18 protein-coding genes, 1 tRNA gene and 1 pseudogene are annotated in these 21,048 nt (G+C 60.2%); 10 read left to right on the top strand and 10 right to left on the bottom strand.

Annotated features, from left to right (window positions below):
* Positions 1-2: 2 nt before the first annotated feature.
* The 5 genes and pseudogenes from FDQ92_RS15490 to FDQ92_RS08895 all read right to left on the bottom strand — a co-directional run bounded on the left by FDQ92_RS15490 (position 3) and on the right by FDQ92_RS08895 (position 2,998).
* Complete coding sequence (locus FDQ92_RS15490; protein ID WP_211341227.1) at positions 3-752, bottom strand: HD domain-containing protein; 750 nt, start codon at positions 750-752, stop codon at positions 3-5.
* Between the two features lie 2 nt (positions 753-754).
* Positions 755-1,279 carry a protein NO VEIN domain-containing protein gene (locus FDQ92_RS15710; RefSeq protein ID WP_137424300.1) on the bottom strand — a complete coding sequence of 175 codons (525 nt, stop codon included), beginning with the start codon at positions 1,277-1,279 and terminating at the stop codon, positions 755-757.
* Positions 1,280-1,326: 47 nt separating this feature from the next.
* Positions 1,327-1,431, bottom strand: a pseudogene (locus tag FDQ92_RS16495) (helix-turn-helix transcriptional regulator); the annotation flags it as partial.
* 763 nt (positions 1,432-2,194) lie between these two features.
* Positions 2,195-2,269: transfer RNA gene (locus tag FDQ92_RS08900), tRNA-Thr, on the bottom strand.
* 474 nt (positions 2,270-2,743) lie between these two features.
* Positions 2,744-2,998, bottom strand: a complete 255-nt coding sequence (locus FDQ92_RS08895) for a hypothetical protein (protein ID WP_137424296.1) — start codon at positions 2,996-2,998, stop codon at positions 2,744-2,746.
* 363 nt (positions 2,999-3,361) lie between these two features.
* On the opposite strand from FDQ92_RS08895, the gene FDQ92_RS08890 reads away from it, so the two are divergent.
* From FDQ92_RS08890 to FDQ92_RS08880, 3 genes are read left to right on the top strand one after another with little or no spacing between them, the layout of a single operon-like run.
* Entirely contained in the window at positions 3,362-4,555 is a 1,194-nt protein-coding gene (locus tag FDQ92_RS08890) for a glycosyltransferase family protein (RefSeq protein ID WP_246041644.1), read from the top strand.
* Positions 4,552-5,802, top strand: a complete 1,251-nt coding sequence (locus FDQ92_RS08885; RefSeq protein ID WP_137424295.1) for a glycosyltransferase — start codon at positions 4,552-4,554, stop codon at positions 5,800-5,802. Before FDQ92_RS08890 ends, FDQ92_RS08885 begins: the two co-directional genes overlap by 4 nt.
* The gene (locus FDQ92_RS08880) at positions 5,799-6,923 is read left to right on the top strand and encodes a glycosyltransferase family 4 protein (protein WP_137424293.1); all 1,125 of its coding nucleotides are present in this window, start codon (positions 5,799-5,801) and stop codon (positions 6,921-6,923) included. The genes FDQ92_RS08885 and FDQ92_RS08880 overlap by 4 nt, the downstream gene beginning before the upstream one ends.
* Before the next feature lie 87 nt (positions 6,924-7,010).
* Here the strand turns inward: FDQ92_RS08880 and FDQ92_RS08875 are convergent, their stop codons facing one another.
* The 5 genes from FDQ92_RS08875 to FDQ92_RS08855 form a co-directional block, all read right to left on the bottom strand.
* Positions 7,011-7,349, bottom strand: a complete 339-nt coding sequence (locus FDQ92_RS08875) for a hypothetical protein (RefSeq protein WP_137424291.1) — start codon at positions 7,347-7,349, stop codon at positions 7,011-7,013.
* Between the two features lie 3 nt (positions 7,350-7,352).
* Positions 7,353-7,640, bottom strand: a complete 288-nt coding sequence (locus FDQ92_RS08870) for an acylphosphatase (protein WP_137424289.1) — start codon at positions 7,638-7,640, stop codon at positions 7,353-7,355.
* Between the two features lie 130 nt (positions 7,641-7,770).
* Entirely contained in the window at positions 7,771-9,807 is a 2,037-nt protein-coding gene (gene ligA / locus FDQ92_RS08865; RefSeq protein WP_137424287.1) for an NAD-dependent DNA ligase LigA, read from the bottom strand.
* 851 nt (positions 9,808-10,658) lie between these two features.
* Positions 10,659-11,435, bottom strand: coding sequence for a nucleoside phosphorylase (locus tag FDQ92_RS08860; RefSeq protein ID WP_137424285.1), 777 nt, complete (start codon positions 11,433-11,435; stop codon positions 10,659-10,661).
* 99 nt (positions 11,436-11,534) lie between these two features.
* Positions 11,535-11,807: an HU family DNA-binding protein gene (locus tag FDQ92_RS08855; RefSeq protein WP_137424284.1), complete on the bottom strand. Its 273-nt coding sequence runs from the start codon at positions 11,805-11,807 to the stop codon at positions 11,535-11,537.
* A 337-nt stretch (positions 11,808-12,144) separates the two neighbouring features.
* Here FDQ92_RS08855 and FDQ92_RS08850 point away from each other — a divergent pair, with 337 nt between their 5' ends.
* From FDQ92_RS08850 to rpe, 7 genes are all read left to right on the top strand, one after another.
* Positions 12,145-13,494 (top strand): M23 family metallopeptidase, encoded by a 1,350-nt coding sequence (locus tag FDQ92_RS08850; RefSeq protein WP_137424282.1) that lies wholly within the window; start codon positions 12,145-12,147, stop codon positions 13,492-13,494.
* Positions 13,491-15,950 (top strand): replication restart helicase PriA, encoded by a 2,460-nt coding sequence (gene priA / locus FDQ92_RS08845; RefSeq protein ID WP_137424280.1) that lies wholly within the window; start codon positions 13,491-13,493, stop codon positions 15,948-15,950. The genes FDQ92_RS08850 and priA overlap by 4 nt, the downstream gene beginning before the upstream one ends.
* A 702-nt stretch (positions 15,951-16,652) precedes the next feature.
* The gene (def, locus tag FDQ92_RS08840) at positions 16,653-17,165 is read left to right on the top strand and encodes a peptide deformylase (protein ID WP_137424278.1); all 513 of its coding nucleotides are present in this window, start codon (positions 16,653-16,655) and stop codon (positions 17,163-17,165) included.
* Complete coding sequence (gene fmt, locus FDQ92_RS08835) at positions 17,132-18,109, top strand: methionyl-tRNA formyltransferase (RefSeq protein WP_137424276.1); 978 nt, start codon at positions 17,132-17,134, stop codon at positions 18,107-18,109. Before def ends, fmt begins: the two co-directional genes overlap by 34 nt.
* A gap of 22 nt (positions 18,110-18,131) precedes the next feature.
* Positions 18,132-18,944, top strand: coding sequence for a DUF116 domain-containing protein (locus tag FDQ92_RS08830; protein WP_137424274.1), 813 nt, complete (start codon positions 18,132-18,134; stop codon positions 18,942-18,944).
* The gene (rsmB, locus tag FDQ92_RS08825) at positions 18,941-20,299 is read left to right on the top strand and encodes a 16S rRNA (cytosine(967)-C(5))-methyltransferase RsmB (protein ID WP_137424272.1); all 1,359 of its coding nucleotides are present in this window, start codon (positions 18,941-18,943) and stop codon (positions 20,297-20,299) included. Before FDQ92_RS08830 ends, rsmB begins: the two co-directional genes overlap by 4 nt.
* Positions 20,296-20,967: a ribulose-phosphate 3-epimerase gene (gene rpe / locus FDQ92_RS08820; RefSeq protein ID WP_137424270.1), complete on the top strand. Its 672-nt coding sequence runs from the start codon at positions 20,296-20,298 to the stop codon at positions 20,965-20,967. The genes rsmB and rpe overlap by 4 nt, the downstream gene beginning before the upstream one ends.
* Positions 20,968-21,048 lie beyond the last annotated feature (81 nt).

Here is a 21,048-nt window from a genome sequence, read left to right as displayed (position 1 = left end):
GATTAGATACCCCCTTCATCTACACCTAAGGTCGGTTCCCCAGGTCCGTCCACGTCGTCCGCCGAAGGTGTAGGAAGAATTTGAAGAGTATCTATGAGGCGATAGTGGTCGAACTTGCCATACGCGACGCCTAGGTGGTGAGAATCGCGCAGGAGGTAATCCATGCGGTCCACTCCAAAGGCGTCCCCGACAATGATCTCCGAAAGAATGGCTTCCCAGTCCGAGAATTGGAAATCTTTCGCCTTTTTGGGGCCCACCGCAAGCTTGATGATGTCCTCTTGCCGAAGCGGCGGGGTCATGTTTTCCCAAATCTGCCTCATCTCTTCGCTGGCGATGATCTCTCTGGTAACTCGTTCGTGGTCCCAGCCTTCAGGGAGCAAATCCTCTGCGGCATGGGAAAAAGGCATGTGACCGATGTCGTGGCAAAGTGCCGCCATGCGCAGAACCCTGCGCCAGTAGCGTAATGCGTCGGAATCTGCCTTCCCCAACGGTACGAGATGACTTCGGATTTCGTCTGAGACCTTGTCTGGGTTTGTAACAACATCGAAAACGCGGCTTGCGAGCTCCATAACACCGAGGGAGTGCTCAAATCGTTTATGTGTTGCGCCAGGATAAACGAGATACGTCAGCGCCAACTGGTGAATATGGCGCAACCGCTGAAAAGGTCTTGAGTTAAGTACCTCGCGTTCTGGGTTGTCCAACCTGACAAACACGTGAATCGGATCTCTAATCTCGTGGATATGTTTCGGCATCGTCACATCCCGCTTTCCACTGCTGACACTATCGCATCTGCCGGTATTTCATAAAACCTCGCCGCCACGGTCTCCCGTTTGGCGTGGTCGAGCTTGGCAGCAGGATTATGGATGCGCACGATTTCAGGAGAATCACTCCGGGGGTCCCAGACCACATAGAGCCAGTAGGTTTCGGCCAGTTGCTGGGCCTTGTACCACTCGTTGGTGGTAAGCCTGACCGGTTGCCCCCGCAGGCGGCCTTTGACCTCGATTCTCTTGACGAAGACCTCGCCGGTGGCTTCATCTGCGATTCTGTGGGCGCGGATGTCGAACCCCAACTTCAGATGGCCGACCCGCTCGATTCGGTCTTGGGGAAAGCCCTCCGCGACCAGCGCTTCAATGACCTTGTCTTCTGCGGCGATCTCGCTCTGCCGGCGGATATTCGGATCGAGTTCGTCGGTAAGACCCGCGAGTTGGGCCTTTTCGATGAGGGTCGGCTTTGGATGGAATTTGGAGTCTTCTCTCGCTCGTTGTCTTGGCGCACCCACTCGTCAATTTCGGATAGTTTGAAACGAAAGAGCCGTCCCACGCGGTGAGCAGGGAGCCCCCGTTCATCGATCCATCTATAAATCGAGTCCTTGGCCACCCCAAGGTGGGCGGCCACATCGTCGACGCCAACCCAGCGTTCGGAAGCTTCCATTTCAATCCTCTCGTCAGTTGTCTGAATCACTGCCTGTGTATGCCAACGAAACCAAACATAAACTTCCGAAACCTGTCCATTCCAGTCAAGGACAAACTGCTGGAATACCCGGAATCTGCTGCGTACATTGCTCCAGGTGGCGACCAGCTACCGGGGCTTCAGCGCCAGATTCCACCGGTTAGCTCTTTACCGTCCCCAGTCCAGCGATCCCTCACCACATAGAGCAAGGCTGGGAGCACGGTTCCCTTTGTCCGGATAGGGACCAGAACACGGCGGTAAAGGCAGGGGCCGCCGGGATGAAACATCTCCAGCCGTTCGATGGCCGGAAGACGGCTCGCAGGGCCGCCCACCGAAGCCATCGATATTTTTAGCCCTGTCTCAGGCGGCGTCCGCGGACAGGCGGAATAGAATTTCGCCGTCTACATCGGCGAAGCGTCGCAGCTTCCAGCGCGGGAACAGGTCAGGCGCTGTCTGAGAATACCCTTTATTCTTCTGGAGACTGAGTGTCCGTTTTTTCGCGTAGGGGCGGTTCGCGAACGGCACTTGAGGAGCGACTCATGCCCTGTTGGAGCCGGCTTGCCGGCGACCAGGGTCAACGGCGTATTGCCGGTTTTACGGGTCGCGGGCAAGGCCGCTCCTACAGGAACAAGGAACCGCAAGGCCCGACTTTCATGAGCTTGTTTAGCGAGCCCGATTTGCAGGCTGAATGTAGCCTGGAAACGAAAAAGGGGTTCGGCCTTTCGACCTAACCCCTTGATTTTCCTGGAGCCGGCGATGGGATTCGAACCCGCGACCTGCTGATTACGAATCAGCTGCTCTACCCCTGAGCTACGCCGGCAAAACGACCGCCCGACCTTGTACCCCGCGGATTCGCGGACCGTCAAGGAAAAACCGAGAGGCGCAAAAACCGCCCGAAAGAGCCAAAATGGAACCCCGTTTCCACTCCGGCCCACGCATGTATCTCCAGTCACGAAGTGACCGAGAGATCCTTCGTTGACATCATGCCGCCGAGATGTTCTGCTTCAATTCAAGAAGGGAGTGAACACGGTATTATTCAGAGGGTCCTCAAGATGGCGAAGTGACTCCCCCGGAGGGCTGTGCGGTCCCCTACGGGGGATTCCAACCGGCCCCACCCCTAGGAGGCTGTCCGAGAACACAGAATCAACCCTTCGGGGCAACGCAATGCCCCTCGTTCCCAAGCTCTGGCTTAGGAACGGCCTCATGGGAATCGAAGCTGGAGCTTCGGCACAGTTGTGTTCCCAAGCTGGAGCTTGGGAACAAGGTGGAAAGATCGGCATTCTCGGACAGGCCCCTAGGAACCGGTTTCGAAGTTCTTGATGAACTGGGCGATCTGCACACCGAGATAGACGCACTGGACGCCTTCCAGGCAGGCTTCGGCGTCTTTTCGTTCCAGGTGAGTGGAGAGCTTATGTTCATCCTTTTGGAGGGTGACGATCCAGGCGTCCTTGTTACTGTCGAAGGCGAGCGCCAGGTTCAGGCCGTGACGGCCGATTTCGGGGTGAAGTTCACGCAGTTTGTTTTCCAGAGACTTGGCATCTACGTTCATTTCGTCCTCCTTTGGTTTGGAACACATCAAACCCGAACAAGCCGATCCCTGGATGCCGTCGTGCTTGAACCTGTGCCATCTCGATGCGCCTCAACCCGACCCGCAGCACCCCTTGAAGAGAGCTTGAGACCGCATATGCTGCAACGGTTTCGGTAGAAAATCGTTCCATCCAGGTAAAAGACTCTTAACAGAAGGGAGCGTCAGCGGCAAGGCGGGACATCGTGAGGCGTTGGCGGGCAAATCGGTATTGCGATTCAACCTCGTTCACCATAAGATGACGTTCCATCCAGCGGATGAATCGGCGGGACCGCGTAGAACCCGGAAGTGAACACCCCTGCGAGGGGACCCTGGAGCGGAGAGAGCTTGAAGGCTCCCAATCTCTACAGGATCTTGATGTACTCCCACGACACCTTCGGTCTGGGACACATCAGAAGAACCCTCGCCATCGCTCGAAGCCTCCGCAAATCCCCCGCCAACATCCTCATTCTCACCGGTTCCCCCTTGGTCGGCCGCTTCAACATCCCGCGCCGGGTGGACTTCGTCCGGATTCCCGGCATGATCAAGGTCACCAACGAGGAGTACCTGCCGCTTTCCATGAAGCTGGAAGCCACCGAAGTGCTGGAGATCCGCAAAGGGATCATCTTGAGCACCGCGATCGCCTTTCAGCCGGACTATTTCATCGTGGACAAGGCCCCCCTGGGCCTCAAACGCGAAGTGGTGGACACGCTCAATTGGCTCAAGGCTTCACGGCCTCAATGCACTTCCATCCTGGGTTTGCGCGACATCATGGACAGCTCCGCGTCCACCATCGAAGACTGGGAGAGCAAGGGCATCTACGAGGCCATGGAATCTCTCTACGACGAGATCTGGATCTACGGCCATCAGGATTTCTACGATTCGATAAAGGAATACAGGATTCCCGACTCTGTGGCGGCCAAGGTCCATTTCACCGGTTATATCCCACGCCAGATTCCTTCCCCGGGTGAAGTGGCGGGGGTCAAGAAAGAACTGGGGATCGCACCGGAAGAGCGCATGGTGCTCCTCACCACGGGAGGCGGCGGCGACGGGTTTCCCGTGCTGAATACCTTCCTCGAGGCCTTCGAACGCCGAAAGCTTCCAGCGGACACCAGGGTTGTGGTGGTCACGGGGCCATTCCTGTCGAACCTCCATTTCAAGGAAGTCCACCGCCGGTGCCGGGCCATGGGATTCGTCACCCTGAAGTTTCATCGCTATATGGAAGCACTCATCGGTTCGGCGCAGGTCGTAGTGAGCATGGGCGGCTATAACACGGTTTGTGAAATCATCAGCCAGTGCAAACCGTTTCTCATCATCCCCAGGACGGTCCCGCGCGAAGAACAGCTGATCCGCGCCCAGGTCCTCTGTTCCAAGGGGTACTGCGACTATCTTCACCCGAAAGAACTGACGCCGGAAGCCGTCTGGAAGAAAATCATGCACCTGCTGGAAAACGCTTCGGAACTGGTGGAACGCGCGGAGCATTTTCCGTTCACCGCCCTGGACGTCATCCGCCGGCGCATACTGGATCACAAGCGGGTATGAGCAAAGGCACCGAAAGTCGAAAACAATTGGGCATGGTCCTCAAGGGCTATCCCCGCATTTCGGAAAGCTTTATCAGCACGGAATTCCTTCTGCTGGAATCGCGGGGCGTTCCCATCCAGATCTTTTCACTGCGCCGGCCGCGTGAAGACTTCACTCACCGATATGTTTCCCGAATCCGGGCTCCGGTCACCTACCTTCCGGAATACGTTCTCCCCCACTGGAAAACTCTGGTCGCCTCCAACCTGGACCTGGCCCGGAGACAGCCAAGCCGCTACCTGCGGTGCTTTGTATCCGCCCTGCACCGGGCCTTCCGGCGCCGTAAGGGCGCGACCGTCCGCCACTTCCTCCAGGCGGGTCACTTGGCCGCCCTGCGGCTCACAGACAGTCAGGTGGGCCACCTGCATGCCCATTTCTGCCACACCCCCACCTCGGTCGCCCTCTTCGCGTCCGAACTTACGGGGCTCCCTTTCAGCTTCACGGCTCACGCCAAGGACATCTACACGTCGGAACCCGACCAACTCCGCCGAAAGATCGCTAAGGCCCGGTTCGTGGTCACCTGCACGGCTTACAATGCGGCCTACCTCAAAGAACTCGCCGGCCGAGAAACCCCCATCCACACCATCTACCACGGGATCGACCTGGATTTCTTCCGGTACGGGGCATCCCCGCGCAAGGCGCCGCCCTTTCGGATACTTTCCGTGGGCCGCCTGGTTCCCAAGAAGGGCTACGACGATCTTCTGGCGGCGCTCAAGATCCTGGACAGGCTGGGAATCGATTTCGAGTTTTTTCATATCGGAACGGGGGAAGACGAAAACCGCATTCATGCTCTTGCCGAAAACCTGGGGCTTTCGCGCCGCGTTCGGTTTCTGGGCACCCTTCCCCATGAAGACGTGATCCACCATTATCGTGAGGCGCATTGCTTTGCCCTCGCGTGCAAAGTGGCACCCAACGGAGATCGGGACGGCATTCCGAACGTCATCGCCGAAGCCATGGCGGTGGGCGTCCCGGTGGTTTCGACGCGCGTATCAGCCATTCCCGAACTGGTGGAGGACGGACGCACGGGAACACTGGTGGAGCCGGAAAACCCCGAAGCGCTGGCCTGGGCACTCGCCGAGGTGCTCCTTCACCGGGAACGGTTCGAGGGACAGCTCCGGGAAGCTCGAAAGAAAGTCGAGTTGGTTTTCGATAACCGTAACTGCATCGGTCAGCTCCACGCCCTTTTCCGGGAAGCCTTGTCGCCGCCGTGAATATCGCCTTTTACTGCCCCAATAAGCCGCTGGACCATCCCGACCCCTCCGGAGACCTGGCCATCGCTCAAGGCATTCATGAAGCCCTGAACCGGCTGGGCCACGATTGCCGGGAATGGGCTCGTTTCCGTTCCCGGTGGTTCTGGGAGCACCCGGCGGGATGGATCCGCGCGGCGGCGGCCACGGCCCGAACCCTGGCACGGTCTGCGTCGTGGAAGCCGGACCTTTGGCTCACCTACCATACCTACTACAAGGCGCCCGACGTCATCGGCCCCGCGGTGACTCGCCTGCTCCGGATCCCCTACGTTCTGTTCCAGCCCATCTACAGCACCAAGCGCCGCCGGGACCCGCGCACCCGCCCGGGCTTTTACCTGAACCGTGCGGCCCTCCGCCGCGCCTGCCACGCCTTCACCAACAACCGGAAAGACGTCCGGGGACTTGACCGCATCCTTTCGCCCATGTCGCTCACCTACCTTCCGCCGGGGATTTTTCCGGAGGCGTTCACCCGGGACGAAGAGGCGGGGCGGCGGGTCCGCAGCACGTGGGGCATCCAACCGGGAGAGCCCCTGCTGTTTTGCGCGGCCCGGTTTCGACCCGGCGTGAAGTTTCGGAGCTTGGATTTCCTGCTGCGATCTATGAACCGCCTGGGACGCGGGCACAACCGTTTCCGGCTTGTCATTGCGGGTGACGGCCCGATGGAAGCCGAGCTTCGCAAGGAGGCCGAGGAACTCCTTCCCGGAAAGGTCCTGTTCGCGGGAAAGATCCCAAGAAGGGAACTCTTCAAATACTACTCGGCAGCGGATCTCTTCGTCTTTCCCGGTATCGGGGAATCGCTCGGCATGGTTTACCTGGAAGCGCAGTCCTGCGGCTGTCCCGTCGTTGCGCTTCGGAACGAAGGGGTCTCACAGGTCGTTGAGCACCAAGTGACGGGGTTCCTGCTGCCCCAAGAAGACGAGACGGCCTTTTCCCAAGCCGTGCGCTCGCTTCTGGAGGACTCGGCGGCGCGGCGGGAAATGGGACGAAGGGCGGCGGACTTTGTCCGCCGTGAGAGGAATCTTCACGTCACGTACCGGACGCTTTCGGACCGGCTCAACGAACTGGCCGTCACGTACCGGCCATGAAGAACAGAGGGGGCGGAGAGGGGAAACCGGCGGCTTCCGGGCGGGCATCCCGCTCCAGAGGCGGGCACCGGGAGGATTGGAGCGCTTCTAATCGTGGCGGACGATGAAGCAGTAGAGGTTCAGCGCAATGATCACCACGCACCCTCCGAGAAAGGGAACCAGTTTGCCGAGCGAAATGTCTTCACCGCTTTCGGGCATGGTGCATTGGACCAGAACAATCAGGGCCGCTACGGACAAAGGCAGCAGGAGCATCTTGAAGGCTTTCTTCCAGAGAACCACCCCCAGGAACACCACGACCCCGATCCAGAAAAAGGGCTCCTTCAGCCACGCACTCCAATCGATTGCCCGAGAAACCTCGGCGATCTTCCTCACATTGTACTCTCGAAGAAAAGCGATGAATGTTTCCCAGGCGCCGCCGACGTCCATGGGTTACCTCCCGTAGCGGATTTCAAAACCGCTGAACTTCCCTTCGAACGGTTCTTCCACGACCCTCACATCATCCACCCGGCTGAGCGGGCTTCCGGTGCGGCACCATTCGACCATCGCCTCCACCGCCGGCGCCTCTCCTTCGAACACGGCTTCCACGCGGCCGTCGGGGAGGTTTCGGACCCAGCCTCCCACATTGAAGGATCGGGCTGCATCGCGGGTATAGGCGCGGAAGAACACCCCCTGGACTCTTCCCGTAATCCACACGTGGACACGCTTCTTCTGGCTCATCGTATCCATCCCTCCTTCCTTCAGCCGGCGGACCGTCACACCTGCTCCAAGAGTCAACCCCCGCAAGCCGGCGTGAAGCCGCAACCGCTCGCGAGGGCCCGCAAGTTCGGCACCGCCCCGTGCTCCCCGCCTACTCGGCCCCCACACGGGCCAGGAACTCGGCTTCGTCCATGATGCGCACACCGAGGGCCCGTGCCTTTTCCAGCTTCGACCCCGGGTCGGATCCCACAACCACTACATCGGTCTTCTTGCTGACATTCTCAACAACCCGGGCTCCCAGGGCGACGACGCGCTTTTTGGCCTCTTCACGCGTCATGGACGAAAGCGTTCCGGTGAACACCACCGACAGGTCCTTCCAGAAAGAATCGGCGGGGGCCGCGGGCTTGGTTTCTCGATCCACCCGAGGCCGGACGCCGACTTCCCGGAGGCGCTGCACGAGTCGCCGGTTTTCGGGATTGTGAAAGTAGTTCAAGATACTGGAAGCCACCTTCTCGCCTACGCCGGAAATCGCCTCCAGTTCTTCAGCGGTCGCGTTCTGAAGAGCCTCGATGGAACCGAAGTGGTCCGCCAGGACCTGCGCCAGGTACTCGCCCACATGAGGAATTCCCAGGGCGTGAATGAAGGCGGCAAGAGAAACGTCCTTGCTCCGCTCGATGGCCTGCACCAGGTTCGTGGCCGATTTTTCGGCGAAACCGGGAAGATCCTTGAGATGTTCCGGCCGGATTTCGTAGAGGTCGGCGGGTGAAGCCACCAGGCCCCGGTCCACCAATAGCGAAATGATCTCTTTTCCGAGTCCTTCGATGTCCATGGCCGAACGTCCGGCGAAGTGGCGGAGACTCGCCTTGATCTGGGCGGGGCAGTTCCGGTTGAGGCAGCGGTGGACGGCTTCTCCGGGAAGCCGCACCACTTCGCCTCCGCAGGACGGGCACCGGGACACCATGCGGAACGGTTTCTCTTTCCCGGTACGCTTTTCCGTCACGACCCGCACCACCTCCGGAATAACGTCTCCGGCCCTTTGAACGACCACTTCGTCCCCCACCCGGATATCCTTGCGCTCGATCTCGTCCTGGTTGTGCAGCGTGGCTCTTCGGATGACGACGCCCCCCACGGAAATGGGTTCCAGGACCGCCACGGGCGTGAGCACACCCGTTCGCCCCACCTGCACGACGATATCGAGGACCCGGCTGCGCCCCTGGTGAGGCGAAAACTTGTACGCAATGGCCCAGCGCGGACTCCGGCTCTTCTCACCAATCTTCCGCTGCCAGTCGATGCGGTTCACCTTGGCGACCACGCCGTCCACTTCATAGGGCAGCCGGGGGCGTTCGCTTTCAATCTCGTTGAAAAACGCCACAACGTCTTCCGCCCCTTTACAGACCCTGGACAGCGGATTGACCGGAAGCCCCCAACTCCGAAGCGTTTCGAGGATTTCCCATTGGGTTTCAAAGGTCGCTCCTTCCACAAGTCCCACGCCGTAGAAGAATACCTTGAGGGGGCGTTTGGCGGTGATGGACGAGTCGAGCTGGCGGAGTGACCCGGCGGCGGCGTTTCTGGGATTGGCGAAAAGAGGTTCCCCCGCCGCTTCCCGTTCACGGTTGAGGCGCTCGAAATCGGCCCGGTCCATGTACACTTCACCCCGAACCGTGAGGTACTCCGGAAGGGACGGCCCGCCGCCCGCGGTGAAGAGCCGAAGCGGGACCGCCCGGATGGTCTTGACATTGGGTGTCACGTCTTCGCCATGGTAGCCGTCTCCACGAGTCCCGGCGCTCGAAAGCACCCCGTCCACGTAGACCACTTCCACCGCGAGCCCGTCCATCTTGGGTTCGGCGACGTATTCCACGGGCCCCGCATGTTCCAGGAGTTTGCGCACCCTGCGGTCGAATTCCCTGAGTTCCGATTCGCTCATGGCATTTTCCAGGCTGAGCATGGGAACCCGATGTTCAAAGGTTGGAAAGGCTTCAAGCGGTGGGAATCCGACCCGGCGGGTGGGCGAATCCGGATCGGCAAACTCCGGGTGCGCCTCTTCCAGTTCCACCAGTTCACGGAATAGTCGATCGTATTCGGCGTCGCTGATTTCGGGGCTGTCGAGCGCATAGTAGCGGTAGTCGTGATACCGGATCTGCCGCTTCAGTTCTTCGATGCGTTCCCTTACGGCCGCCTTGTCCTCCATGAACGCCTCCGACCTTCATATCTGTACAGTCCAAAGTAGGGACGGGTTTCAAACCCGCCCCTACGATCCACCCCATGACCCAGGCTCCTATTCTTCTTGTTCCCAAGCTCCAGCTTGGGTACGAGGGGAAAACCGGGTTGCATTTATGCCGTGGGTTGTTTTTAAAGATGAACGTCGAACATCGAACATCGAACGTTGAACATCGAATGAAAAAAACCGGGTTGCTTCTTGTTCCCAAGCTCCAGCTTGGGTACGAGGGGAAAGCCGGGTTGCATTTATGCCGTGGGTTGTTTTTAAAGATGAACGTCGAACATCGAACGTTGAACATCGAATGAAAAAAACCGGGTTGCTTCTTGTTCCCAAGCTCCAGCTTGGGTACGAGGGGAAAACCGGGTTGCATTTATGCCGTGGGTTGTTTTTAAAGATGAACGTCGAACATCGAACATCGAACGTTGAACATCGAATGAAAAAAACCGGGTTGCTTCTTGTTCCCAAGCTCCAGCTTGGGAACGAGGGGTAGTTCGGGTTTTTTGATTAGTGGTACACGCTGAATAAGTTCGAACCATCTCTGGGTCTCCCTAAGTTCCTTTTTTCCCTTTCACCATTCGATGTTGGACGTTCAATGTTCGATGTTCATTTCCCATTCACCATGGATCCCGAAACGTCCATGACATGAACGTGGTGACGGCCGCCATCCGCCAAAGCGGGTTCCCGGTGACGGAAGTGGTCTAAGGTCTCCACTTTAGAACGCTGCCAGAACTTTGGACTCTGAAGATCCACAATCCCAAATCTGAAATCCGCAATTGGATTGAAATGCCCCCGCCTCGTTGTGCGCCGGAACGAGAACGCGCTCAGGGGGAAGATCGCGTAAGCAGCTGGAGCAGCCGTTCCGGGAGGGAAGCCCTCACGGCCCGAAAGCGAGGGTCTCGATAACCGTGGCGCCATTCCATCCGCGAAAGATCGTCCGAGACTACCAGAACCACGGCCAGAGCGATCCCGCGATAGGCGGCCACGGTGAACAGGGCCGAGGTCTCCATTTCCACGCCCAGAGCCCCTTTGTCCCGATAGTGGAGCACCTTCGCCTCGGTCTCCCTGTAGGGAGCGTCCGTGGTCCAGACGGGGCCTTCGTGCACGGTCAATCCTTCGCAACCGCGCAGTCCCGTCAGAACGGTTTGGACCAGCTGCGGGTCCGCTACAGGCCGTTCCGCCAGGGGGTAATGAGCGGAGGTTCCTTCTTCCGACCAAGCCCAACGGGGCACCACCACGTCGCCGATGCGAACGGTTGGATTCAGCGACCCGCACCAACCCAGCGCAAAGCACCGCCGCACACCCAGCGCGATGAGCTTTTCCAGGACCAACACGGCCTGGGGCGCTCCAAGCATCGGCCCGGCGACGGCGATCGGAACGCCGCCGAAGATGCCCTCAGTGACCCCGCACAAGAAGACCTTCCGGTGTCTTCGGCTCCCGGCCGCCTGCCGGGACCGAGCGCCGGAAAAGGTCAGGCTCCTGAGCGCGTCTTTCAGATCTTCCGGAGTGAAAACGAATAGCGCCCGCTCGGGCAGCGGCCTTTCAGACTTACCCCTTTTGGGGTCGATGAGCGCCCGATCGGGCGGCGAGGCGACCGGCATGGCGGGAACAACGGCTGCAGAAACAGATGAGGCGCCGGGAAGCGACAAGGATCCGGCTCAGCCGCACACGACAAGCAGAGCCGGAATCCCTTCCCCTCTTTACTGAATGGAATCTTTGAGCTTGCTGCCGGCCTTGAACTTGACCACTTTGCTTGCCGAAATAGTGATGGTTTCACCGGTCCTGGGATTCCGGCCTTCACGTTGACCCCTTTCGGAAACACTGAAGGTGCCGAAGCCTACGAGGGTAACCTTGTCGCCCTTGGCGAGGCTCTCGGCCACCGCGTCCACGAAACTGTTGAACGCCTTTTCCGCCGCGGCTTTCGTGATGCCGGCGTCATCGGCCATTCTGGCAACCAAATCAGCCTTGGTCATGATTTCCTCCTCCTTGTTCTCAACTGGATCATTTTCGCCCCTTTGCCACCCTCTTTCAGGCCGCCCCACCTGCACGCATTTTTCGGTCTGGCGCCTGTAAACCCGCATAAAACGAAGTAACTATACCGATCACCTCACCCATGGCAAGCATTAAATCATCAAAAAACCCGCATAAAATAAAGTTTTTTGAGCCGTTTTAACGTCGGGCGAAGAAGGCCGGAGGGCCCCATGCCCCTGGCATAGATCCCCCGAAATCCTTCTGGATGCCGATCGTTTCTTTATCTGCGACAGATTTGGCTTTGACCTGAAAAAACGTCTGTGCTAACAAACGATCCCGATGAAGAAGACGCAGCGTTTCAGAACCGGGTTGGGCAAGGCTACGTTCGGCCCCCAAAGAAGGCGTTCCATGGGCGTGCGCCTGGGGGTGTGGGTGTTTTTCGCCGTGGCCGTCGTGGTGAGCTGGCAGAACTTGGCGCACCCTCCCGAAATGCCCCCTTTGGGACCGGAAGTCAAAAGCCAACACCTCGACTATCCGGACACCTTCGAACTACGGCGTCAATATAGTGAGCAATTCAGTATCACCCACCACGTTGTTCAAAAGGGTGAGAGTTTCTCCGGGATCCTTTCGTCGCTGAACCTCTCGGCCGATTGCGCCGTGGAATGGCAGAAGGAATGCGCTGATTTCCCGCAGCTGGAAAAGATTCAGCCGGGCGAGGAACTGGTCTTCTACACGCCTAGAGACGAAGATCGACCGGTCAAGCTCATTTACCAAGCGGCCGACGGTTCCACCTTCGTCTTTCGAAAGCAAGGCGAAACCTGGGAATCCCAGAAAAAGACCCCCCAGACCATTTCGATCACACAGTCGGCGACAGGAGCCATCTCCGAAAGCTTATATGGATCCTGCCTGGAAGCCGGTGTTCCGCCCCCACTCATCATGGAACTGGCGGATCTTTTCGCCTACGACATCGACTTCAATACGGATCTTCGCCGGGGGGACACGTTCGCCGTGTATTTCCGACAGGAGGTGAAAAACGGAAAGCGCGTCCAGGCGGGCCCGATCCTCGCCGCCGTCATGACGGTGAACGGCCGGCGCTTCGAAGCGTTCCATTACACCCTCCCGGACGGCTACAGCGACTACTTCGACGCGGACGGCGACTCGCTGCGGAAGATGTTTCTCAAGGCCCCCTTGAGCTATCGGCGGATCAGTTCCACCTTCACCTACCGCCGATTCCATCCGGTACTCAAGATCTTCAGGCCGCACCTGGGCATCGACTACGCCGCCCCGACGGGAACGCCGGTCAGCGCGCTGGGAGACGGCAAGATCGTCTTCAAGGGATGGAAGGGCGGGTTCGGCCGGTATGTTGAGATCCAACACGGAGCCAAGTACAAGACCACCTACGGACATCTTTCCCGTTATGCCGAAGGCCTTTCGGTGGGGCGCCAGGTCCGCCAGGGCGACGTGATCGGCTATGTGGGATCTTCGGGGTTGTCCACCGGCCCCCACCTGGATTTCCGCTTCTATGAGAACGGAAAACCCATCAACTTTTTAAAGACGGCGTTCCCCCATGCCCGGTCTGTACCGGCGAAAATCAAGGCGGATTTTCTCAAGGTCCGCGAAACCTATCTTGCGGCCCTCCAGGACGTCGGCGTCGCTCAAGCGGATACCAAGGAATCCGGCGCACCATGACCGCCGCCGCTTCGGAGACCTACGCCGAAATCGCTCCCTTCACCGCCATTTCGAAAAACCTCCACTACCGGGTCCCCGGGGAACTGCTCCACGACGTCCAACCCGGCGTGCGCGTCTTGGTGCCTCTGGGCCGGCGTGAAACCGTGGGCCTGGTTCTCGCCCTTCAGGGCACTCCCCCGCCGCTGGAGGGTTCGATCCGCTTCAAGAGTGTGAAAGCCGTGCTCGACCCGCGGCCCGTAGTGCCCGGAGACGTTTTGCATCTCTGCCGCTGGATCTCCCGCTATTATTTTTATCCGCTGGGCGAGATCATTCGCAGCACGTTGCCGCCGGGATTCCAGCTGCAGCCCGAGGTCCGCTACCGACTTACCGGCGCCGGCAAGGCCGTGCTGGAACGGGAACGACGGGGAAGAAAGCGGCTGGAGCCTTGGTTCGACCCCGGTTTTCCGGAGACCGGTGAACCGATGGAGGCCTGCCCTCGGGACGACATCGAAACCAGGGCGTTCAAACGGCTGGAGCGCGAAGGCTGGGTGGAAAGAGTCTACGTCTGGCCGTCTTCCGACCTGCGGCAGAAGACGCTGAAGACGGTGCGCCTGGTGGAGACGCCGCCTGACGACCGGCTGCGGCGGAGTGCCCACCTGCGGCGGCTTGTCCGGCTGCTTGAAGATGCGGGCGGCGCTCTTGCTTTGAGGGATCTCCGCCGGAGCCTGAAAACCGCCGACTACTGGGCGCGGCGCCTCCAACGGGAAGGCTTCGTGTGCATGGAAGCCGCCCGGGAAATCCGGGAATCGCCCTATGCTCAGACGCTTCCGGCCTGCGAGCCTCCGGCGCTCACCACCGATCAGCAGGCGGTGGTCGGTGCCATCGGCCCCTTCATCGAAAACGGGCGCTTTCAGCCTTTTCTGCTCTACGGCGTCACGGGAAGCGGAAAGACGGAAATCTACCTGCACCTGGTGCAGCGGACCCTCGAAGTCGGAAAGACCGCCCTGGTGCTGGTTCCCGAAATCGCCCTGAGCACCCAGTTGGAAGCCCTCTTCCGCCGACGGTTCGGTTCGCGGCTGGCGGTCTGGCACAGCGGGCTTTCGCCTGGAGCCCGGGACGACCAGTGGCGGAAGATCGTGGACGGGGAAAGTTCCGTAACGCTCGGAGTACGATCCGCGGTTTTCAGCCCGCTTCCACGCCTGGGGCTCATCGTGGTGGACGAAGAACACGACGGCTCCTACAAGCAGGAAGACCGCCTCCGCTACCACGCCCGCGATGTGGCGCTGGTCCGCGCCCGTTTTCTCGGTATTCCCGTGCTTCTGGGTTCGGCCACCCCGTCGCTCCAGTCGATTCGCCTGGTGCACCGGGGCCGCTGCCGGTTTCTTTCGCTCCTTCAACGCATCGAAGACCGCCCTCTTCCTCGCATCGAAATCATCGACATGCGCCGGGAACGAGGTCCTTTCCGCGTGCTTTCGCGACCGCTTCAGGCCGCCGTCGAAAAGACCCTGGCGGACGGCAACCAGGTTCTCCTTTTTCTGAACCGGCGTGGATTCGCCACCTTCTACCTGTGCCGGGTCTGCGGGACGGTTCACCAGTGCCCGCACTGTTCGGTGAGCCTTACCTACCACCAGCAGGACGATACCCTGCGCTGCCACTACTGCGGGTACGAAGCCGACGTCCCGGAAGCCTGCCCTCGGTGCGGCGAACACGCCCTCATCCCGTTCGGTTTCGGAACGGAAAGAGTCGCGGAAGAGGTGGGGAAACTGTTTCCTGGGGCAAGGATTGCAAGGATCGATCGCGACTCCGCAAGCCACCCGAAGCGCCTGGTGGAACTGCTGAACGACGTCCGCCATCGGCGCGCCGACGTGCTCATCGGCACTCAGATGGTGGCCAAAGGCCATGATTTCGAAAACATCACCCTGGTGGGCGTCATCAGCGCGGACACAGCGCTTCAGATCGCGGATTTCAGGGCCGGCGAAATCACCGTCCAACTGCTCCTCCAGGTGGCCGGGCGTGCAGGACGGGGCGACCAGCCGGGGGAAGTCCTCGTCCAAACCTTCAACCCCGACCATTACACAATCCAGGCCGTCCGGAACATGGATTACCTCCGTTTCTGCGAAGAGGAGCTCAAAGCGCGCGAATCGCTGCAGTACCCCCCGTTCACGAGGTTTGTGAGGTTCCTCCTTTCCGGTGCCGACGAAACGCTCACCCGTGAAGCCATGGACCGTTTCCACGCCGTGTGCCGGGCGGCGGCGGACGAACTGAAAGAAGAGAATGTTCCGGTGGCCCTGCTGGGGCCGGCCCCCGCTCCGATCTACCGGCTCAAGAACCGGTACCGCCGCCACCTTTACGGCAAAGCCTGGACCAACCGCCATCTCCAGGCGTTCGTCGAGAGAGTGCTCGCCGAAAGCCGCCGTCTTTCCATCCTCAGGCGTGTGGCGCTGGTGGTGGACCGCGATCCTCACTCGGGGCTGTAAGCGCTTGTCCAAACCATTCATGGAGGTTTCGGGATCCATGGTGAATGGGAAATGAACATCGAACATTGAACGTCCAACATCGAATGGTGAATGCGAAAAAGGAACTTAGGGAGACCCAGAGATGGTTAGAACTTATTCAGCGTGTACCACTAATCAAAAAAACCCGAACTACCCCTCGTACCCAAGCTGGAGCTTGGGAACAAGAAGCAACCCGGTTTTTTTCATTCGATGTTCGATGTTCGATGTTCGATGTTCATCTTTTAAACAACCCAACTGCATAAATGCAACCCGGTTTTCCCCTCGTACCCAAGCTGGAGCTTGGGAACAAGGTCAGAAAATCCCCCTCTCCCTTGATGGGAGAGGGTTGGGGTGAGGGTGAGAAAATTAACGTATGTCAATCAGTTACATTCCCCTCCCCTTAATCCCCTCCCACAAGGGGAGGGGAAATTGAATTTCCCCCTCATTCCCAAACTCTGGCTTAGGAACGGCCTTGGCCGCGATCAGGGTCGCCGGGAAACCCCGTCTTACAGGGCGTGAATCGCTCCTTAAGGTCGCCGGCAAGCCGGCTCCTACAGGGCATGATTTCTTGTAGGAGCGGCGCCCCCGCCGCGCGCGGATCCCGACGCGGGTTGAAAAGGCGACCTTGAGGGTTTATAATAATTGTTGTTTTTGAACATTTTGGATTGTTTGGGAGATGCCATCATGGCCCTGCTCGAAATACGTGTGTACCCGGATAAAGTACTGCGCGAAAAGGCGCGACCCATCGACACCGTGGACCGGTCCGTCCGGCGACTCATCAACAACATGGCGGAAACCATGTACGACGCTCCAGGCATCGGTCTGGCGGCCAACCAGGTGGGAGAGGCGCTGCGAGTCATCCTGGTGGACCTTCAGCGCGAAGATGACGACCATGGCCTCATTACTTTGGTTAACCCGGAAATCGTCAAGGCTGAAGGTGAAGTGGTGTGGGAAGAGGGTTGCCTTAGTGTTCCCGATTATTTTTCGCCGGTGAAGCGTTTTGAAACCGTTACGGTCCGAGGTCGGGATCCGGACGGCAACCCGCGCGAAATCCACGCCTCGGGACTCCTTGCGGTCGCCCTGCAGCACGAAATCGACCACTTGGAAGGCCGCCTTTTCATCGACCTTTTGAACCCGATCAAGAGAGACATGTTCAAGCGCAGATGGAAAAAGAGATTGAAGGAGGCACAGGGCTGAACCCATCGCTTCCCCGCCTCCTTTTTCTCGGGACCCCGGATTTCGCCTGCCCTTACCTGGAAAAGCTCGTTGAAGCCGGAGCACCTGTGCCGCTGGTGGTCACCCAGCCGGACCGGCCCCGAGGGCGAGGAAAGATTCCGACACCGCCTCCCGTGAAGGTGCTGGCCGAGACCCTGGGGCTCAAAGTCTACCAGCCGGAGAAGATCCGTTCCCCCGAGGTGGTGGCTTACCTGACGTCCTTCGGCGCCGATTGCCTGGTGCTTGTGGCCTATGGCCAACTGCTTCCCAAACGGCTGCTTGACGCTTTCCCTCTGGGCGCCGTGAACGCCCACCCGTCACTCCTGCCCCGGCACCGCGGCGCCGCCCCCATCCAGCGGACCCTGCTCGCCGGGGAAACCGTAACGGGGGTTTCCATTATGCTCATGGACGCCGGCATGGACACGGGACCCGTGCTCGCTCGAAAGAAGGTTCCCATCGGCGACACCGAAACCTTCGGTTCCCTTCACGACCGTCTGGCTCAAGTCGGCGCCGAGCTTCTCGTGGAAACCCTCGCCGCATGGCACGCGAAAAAGATTCAGCCGGAACCGCAGGACAACCGCCTGGCCACGGCGGCGCCTCCCATCCACAAGGATGAACTCATTATCGCATGGCAAGATCCCGCCAGCGCCATCGTCAACCGGATCCGAGCCTTCGATCCTTGGCCCGGAGCGGTCACCCGCCATGCGGGGAAGCGACTCAAGTGCTTTTCGGCCGGTCTCCTTCCGTGGAAAAGCGAGGGACGGGCGGGGGAGGTGCTGGGAGCCACGGAGGCAGGGCTGGTGGTGCTGGCCGGCGACGGGCAGGCACTGACCATCGGAGATCTTCAGTTGGAAGGAAAGCGGGTGTTGGAGGCGGGAGCGTTCCTCCGAGGGTATCCAATCCCGCGCGGTTCACGACTGGAGTAAAACCAAGAGGCAGCTGGAACCCATGCCGGATCAGGTCAGGTCAGAAGCGGCCGGTGAGGGAACGACCCGCTTTTCGGACAAGGCGATTCTCATTTTCCTGCTGGTATGCACCGCCTTCGCCGTCACCGCCTTTCTGGTCCTTTTTTTCTTCATCCCGTATTTCGGTTTTCAGGGGATCCATCCCCGGCTTCCGGCCGTGTTCGCGCTGCTTACGGGAACGGCGGCCGTCGCCGTCCTGGCGGCCATCTTTCTTTTTATCGCTGCGGCGCTTCGGGGGCGCGACGTCCCCTTTTCACGCGGACTTCGAAGCCTCGCCATCAAGGGTCTGCTCCCGGTGCTGGTGCAAATCGGCCGGGTTTTCGGAATCTCCAGGGAAACGGTGCAGCACGCCTTTGTGGCGGTGAACAACCAGCTGGTCATGGCTCAGGTCACCGACGGCCGCACACCCCGGCGTATTCTGCTTCTCATACCTCACTGCCTTCAATATTCTCAATGCCCGGTGAAGATCACCTACAATGTGAACAATTGCAAGCGCTGCGGGAAATGTCCCATCACCGCATTGATCGAGGTTTCCGAGCGTTACGGGGTGGACCTGGCCGTGGCCACCGGGGGCACCATCGCGCGTCGGATCGTCGTGGAAAAGCGCCCCGATTTGATCGTCGCCGTAGCGTGTGAACGGGACCTGGTGAGCGGCATCCGGGATACGACACCGCTTCCGGTCTATGGGATCTTCAACCAGCGCCCCAACGGTCCCTGCCTGGATACGCGCGTGTCCATGGACCAGGTGGTGGCCGTTCTGGAGAGTGTCAAGGCCGGGCGCCGGAGCTCTTCATGATCACGGCGCGAACCCTGGCCTACCAGATCCTTCTTCAGCTGGACCGCGCCCCCGTTCACCCGGATCGGCTGATCCGGACCGCCATCGATCGCCATGCCGGGCTCGATCCCCGGGACCGGGCCCTGCTCACCGAACTGGTCTACGGCGTGCTGCGCTGGCAGGGCCGGCTCGACTGGTACATCGACACCCTGGCCGGCATGAAGCCCTCCAAGATCGACGCCGCCGTCCGCATCCTTCTCCGGCTGGCCCTCTACCAGGTGACCCTCCTGGACCGCGTCCCGGCCCACGCCGCCGTGAACGAAGCGGTGAAGTCGGCGAAGGCGGCCCTGCCCCGGCACGTGGTGGGATTCGTGAACGCGCTCCTTAGAGAGGCCGTCCGGCGCCATCCCGACTGGGATTTTCCTTCGGCCCGGGAGAACCCGGTATGCCACCTGGCCGTCACCACCTCCCACCCGGAATGGTTGGTCCGGCACCTGCTCGCTGAATGGGGCCCCGAGGAAACCCGGGCCTTCTGCCACGCCGGCAATACCGTGGCTCCCCTGGTTCTCCGCGTCAACCCGCTGAAAGCCTCTGTCGAAAAAGTCCTCGCCCGGCTGCACAGCGAAGGCATCGAGGCCCGGCCGTCGCCGCTTCTCGAAAACGCCGTGCGGGTACGCAGCCCCCGCATGGACATCACGCAAACCGAAACCCACAAACTTGGCTGGTTTCAGATCCAGGACGAAGCGTCCCAGCTGGTTTCCCTGGCGGTCGGTCCGAAACCCGGCGAACGGATACTCGACCTCTGTGCCGGCTTCGGAGGAAAGACCGCGCATCTGGCGGCTCTAATGGAAAACCGGGGGGAAATCGTTTCGGTGGACCAGGCGGCCTGGAAGCTGGAAGATCTTCGCCGGAACATCGAGCGCCAGGGAATCGCCATAGTTCGGACCATCGCGGCGGATGCGCTTGGGCTTAGCCCCAGCGATACGGGCCTTTTCGACCGTGTCCTTCTGGATGCCCCCTGCACCGGCTTCGGCGTGCTCCGGCGCAACCCCGATATCAAGTGGCGGCGCCATCCGAAGGACCCTCACCGCTTCTCCCGGACCCAGAAGGCCCTCTTGCGGCAGGCCGCCCGCTTTGTTAAAAGAGGCGGGACATTGACGTACGCCACCTGCACCGTCTTTGCAGCCGAAAATGAAGATGTGGCCGAGGATTTCACGGCCTCGCAAACGGGGTGGATCCCGGAACCGGCCGCGGCAAAGCTTCCCGAAACCTGCCGGAACCTGGCCGAAGGGCCGTACCTGAAAACCCTCCCCCACCGGCACGACGTGGACGGCTTCTTCATCGCCTGCTGGCGAAACATTGAGGACATCCCATGAAACGACTTTCCGCTTCCATCCTGTCCGCTGATTTCGGGAAGCTCGCCGAAGACATCCGCGCCGCGGAACGAGCCGGAGCCGACTGGATTCACGTGGACGTCATGGACGGACATTTCGTGCCCAACATCACCATCGGTCCCGACGTGGTCCGCGCTGCACGCGCAGCCACCATGCTGCCCCTAGACGTACACCTCATGATCGAAGCCCCCGACCGATACCTGGAAGCCTTCGCCAGGGCCGGCGCCGACTGGATCGGAGTCCACGTGGAAGCCACTCCGCACCTGCATCGGGCCGTCCAACAGATCAAGGAACTGGGGAAAAGGGCGACTGTCTCCGTGAACCCCGCAACGCCCCTCGCCTGGGTGGAACCCATCCTGGAACACGTGGACATGGTGCTGCTCATGACGGTCAACCCCGGCTTCGGAGGCCAGAGCTTCATTCCGTCGGTTCTTCCCAAGATCCGCGCGCTGCGCCGCTGGATCGACGAACGGAACCTGCCGGTCCTCATCGAAGTGGATGGGGGGGTCAACACCCGAACCATCCCCGAACTTGTGGCGGCGGGCGTGGACATCTTCGTGGCCGGCTCCGCCGTGTTCGGAGGACGGAGCATCGAAGCCAACGTGAAGGCGTTGAAGGAACTCATGGAACCAGCCGAAACAGCCTCCTGAACTTCGGGCGTCGGCCCCCGGAACGCCTCCCCCGCGGGTCCGGCCGGACTCCAACGGTCTGCACCTGTCGCCGGCAAGGGG

It is taken from the genome of Desulfoglaeba alkanexedens ALDC (assembly GCF_005377625.1).
In the GTDB taxonomy this organism is placed as follows: domain Bacteria; phylum Desulfobacterota; class Syntrophobacteria; order Syntrophobacterales; family DSM-9756; genus Desulfoglaeba; species Desulfoglaeba alkanexedens.
This window is presented reverse-complemented; position numbering and strand designations above follow the sequence as displayed.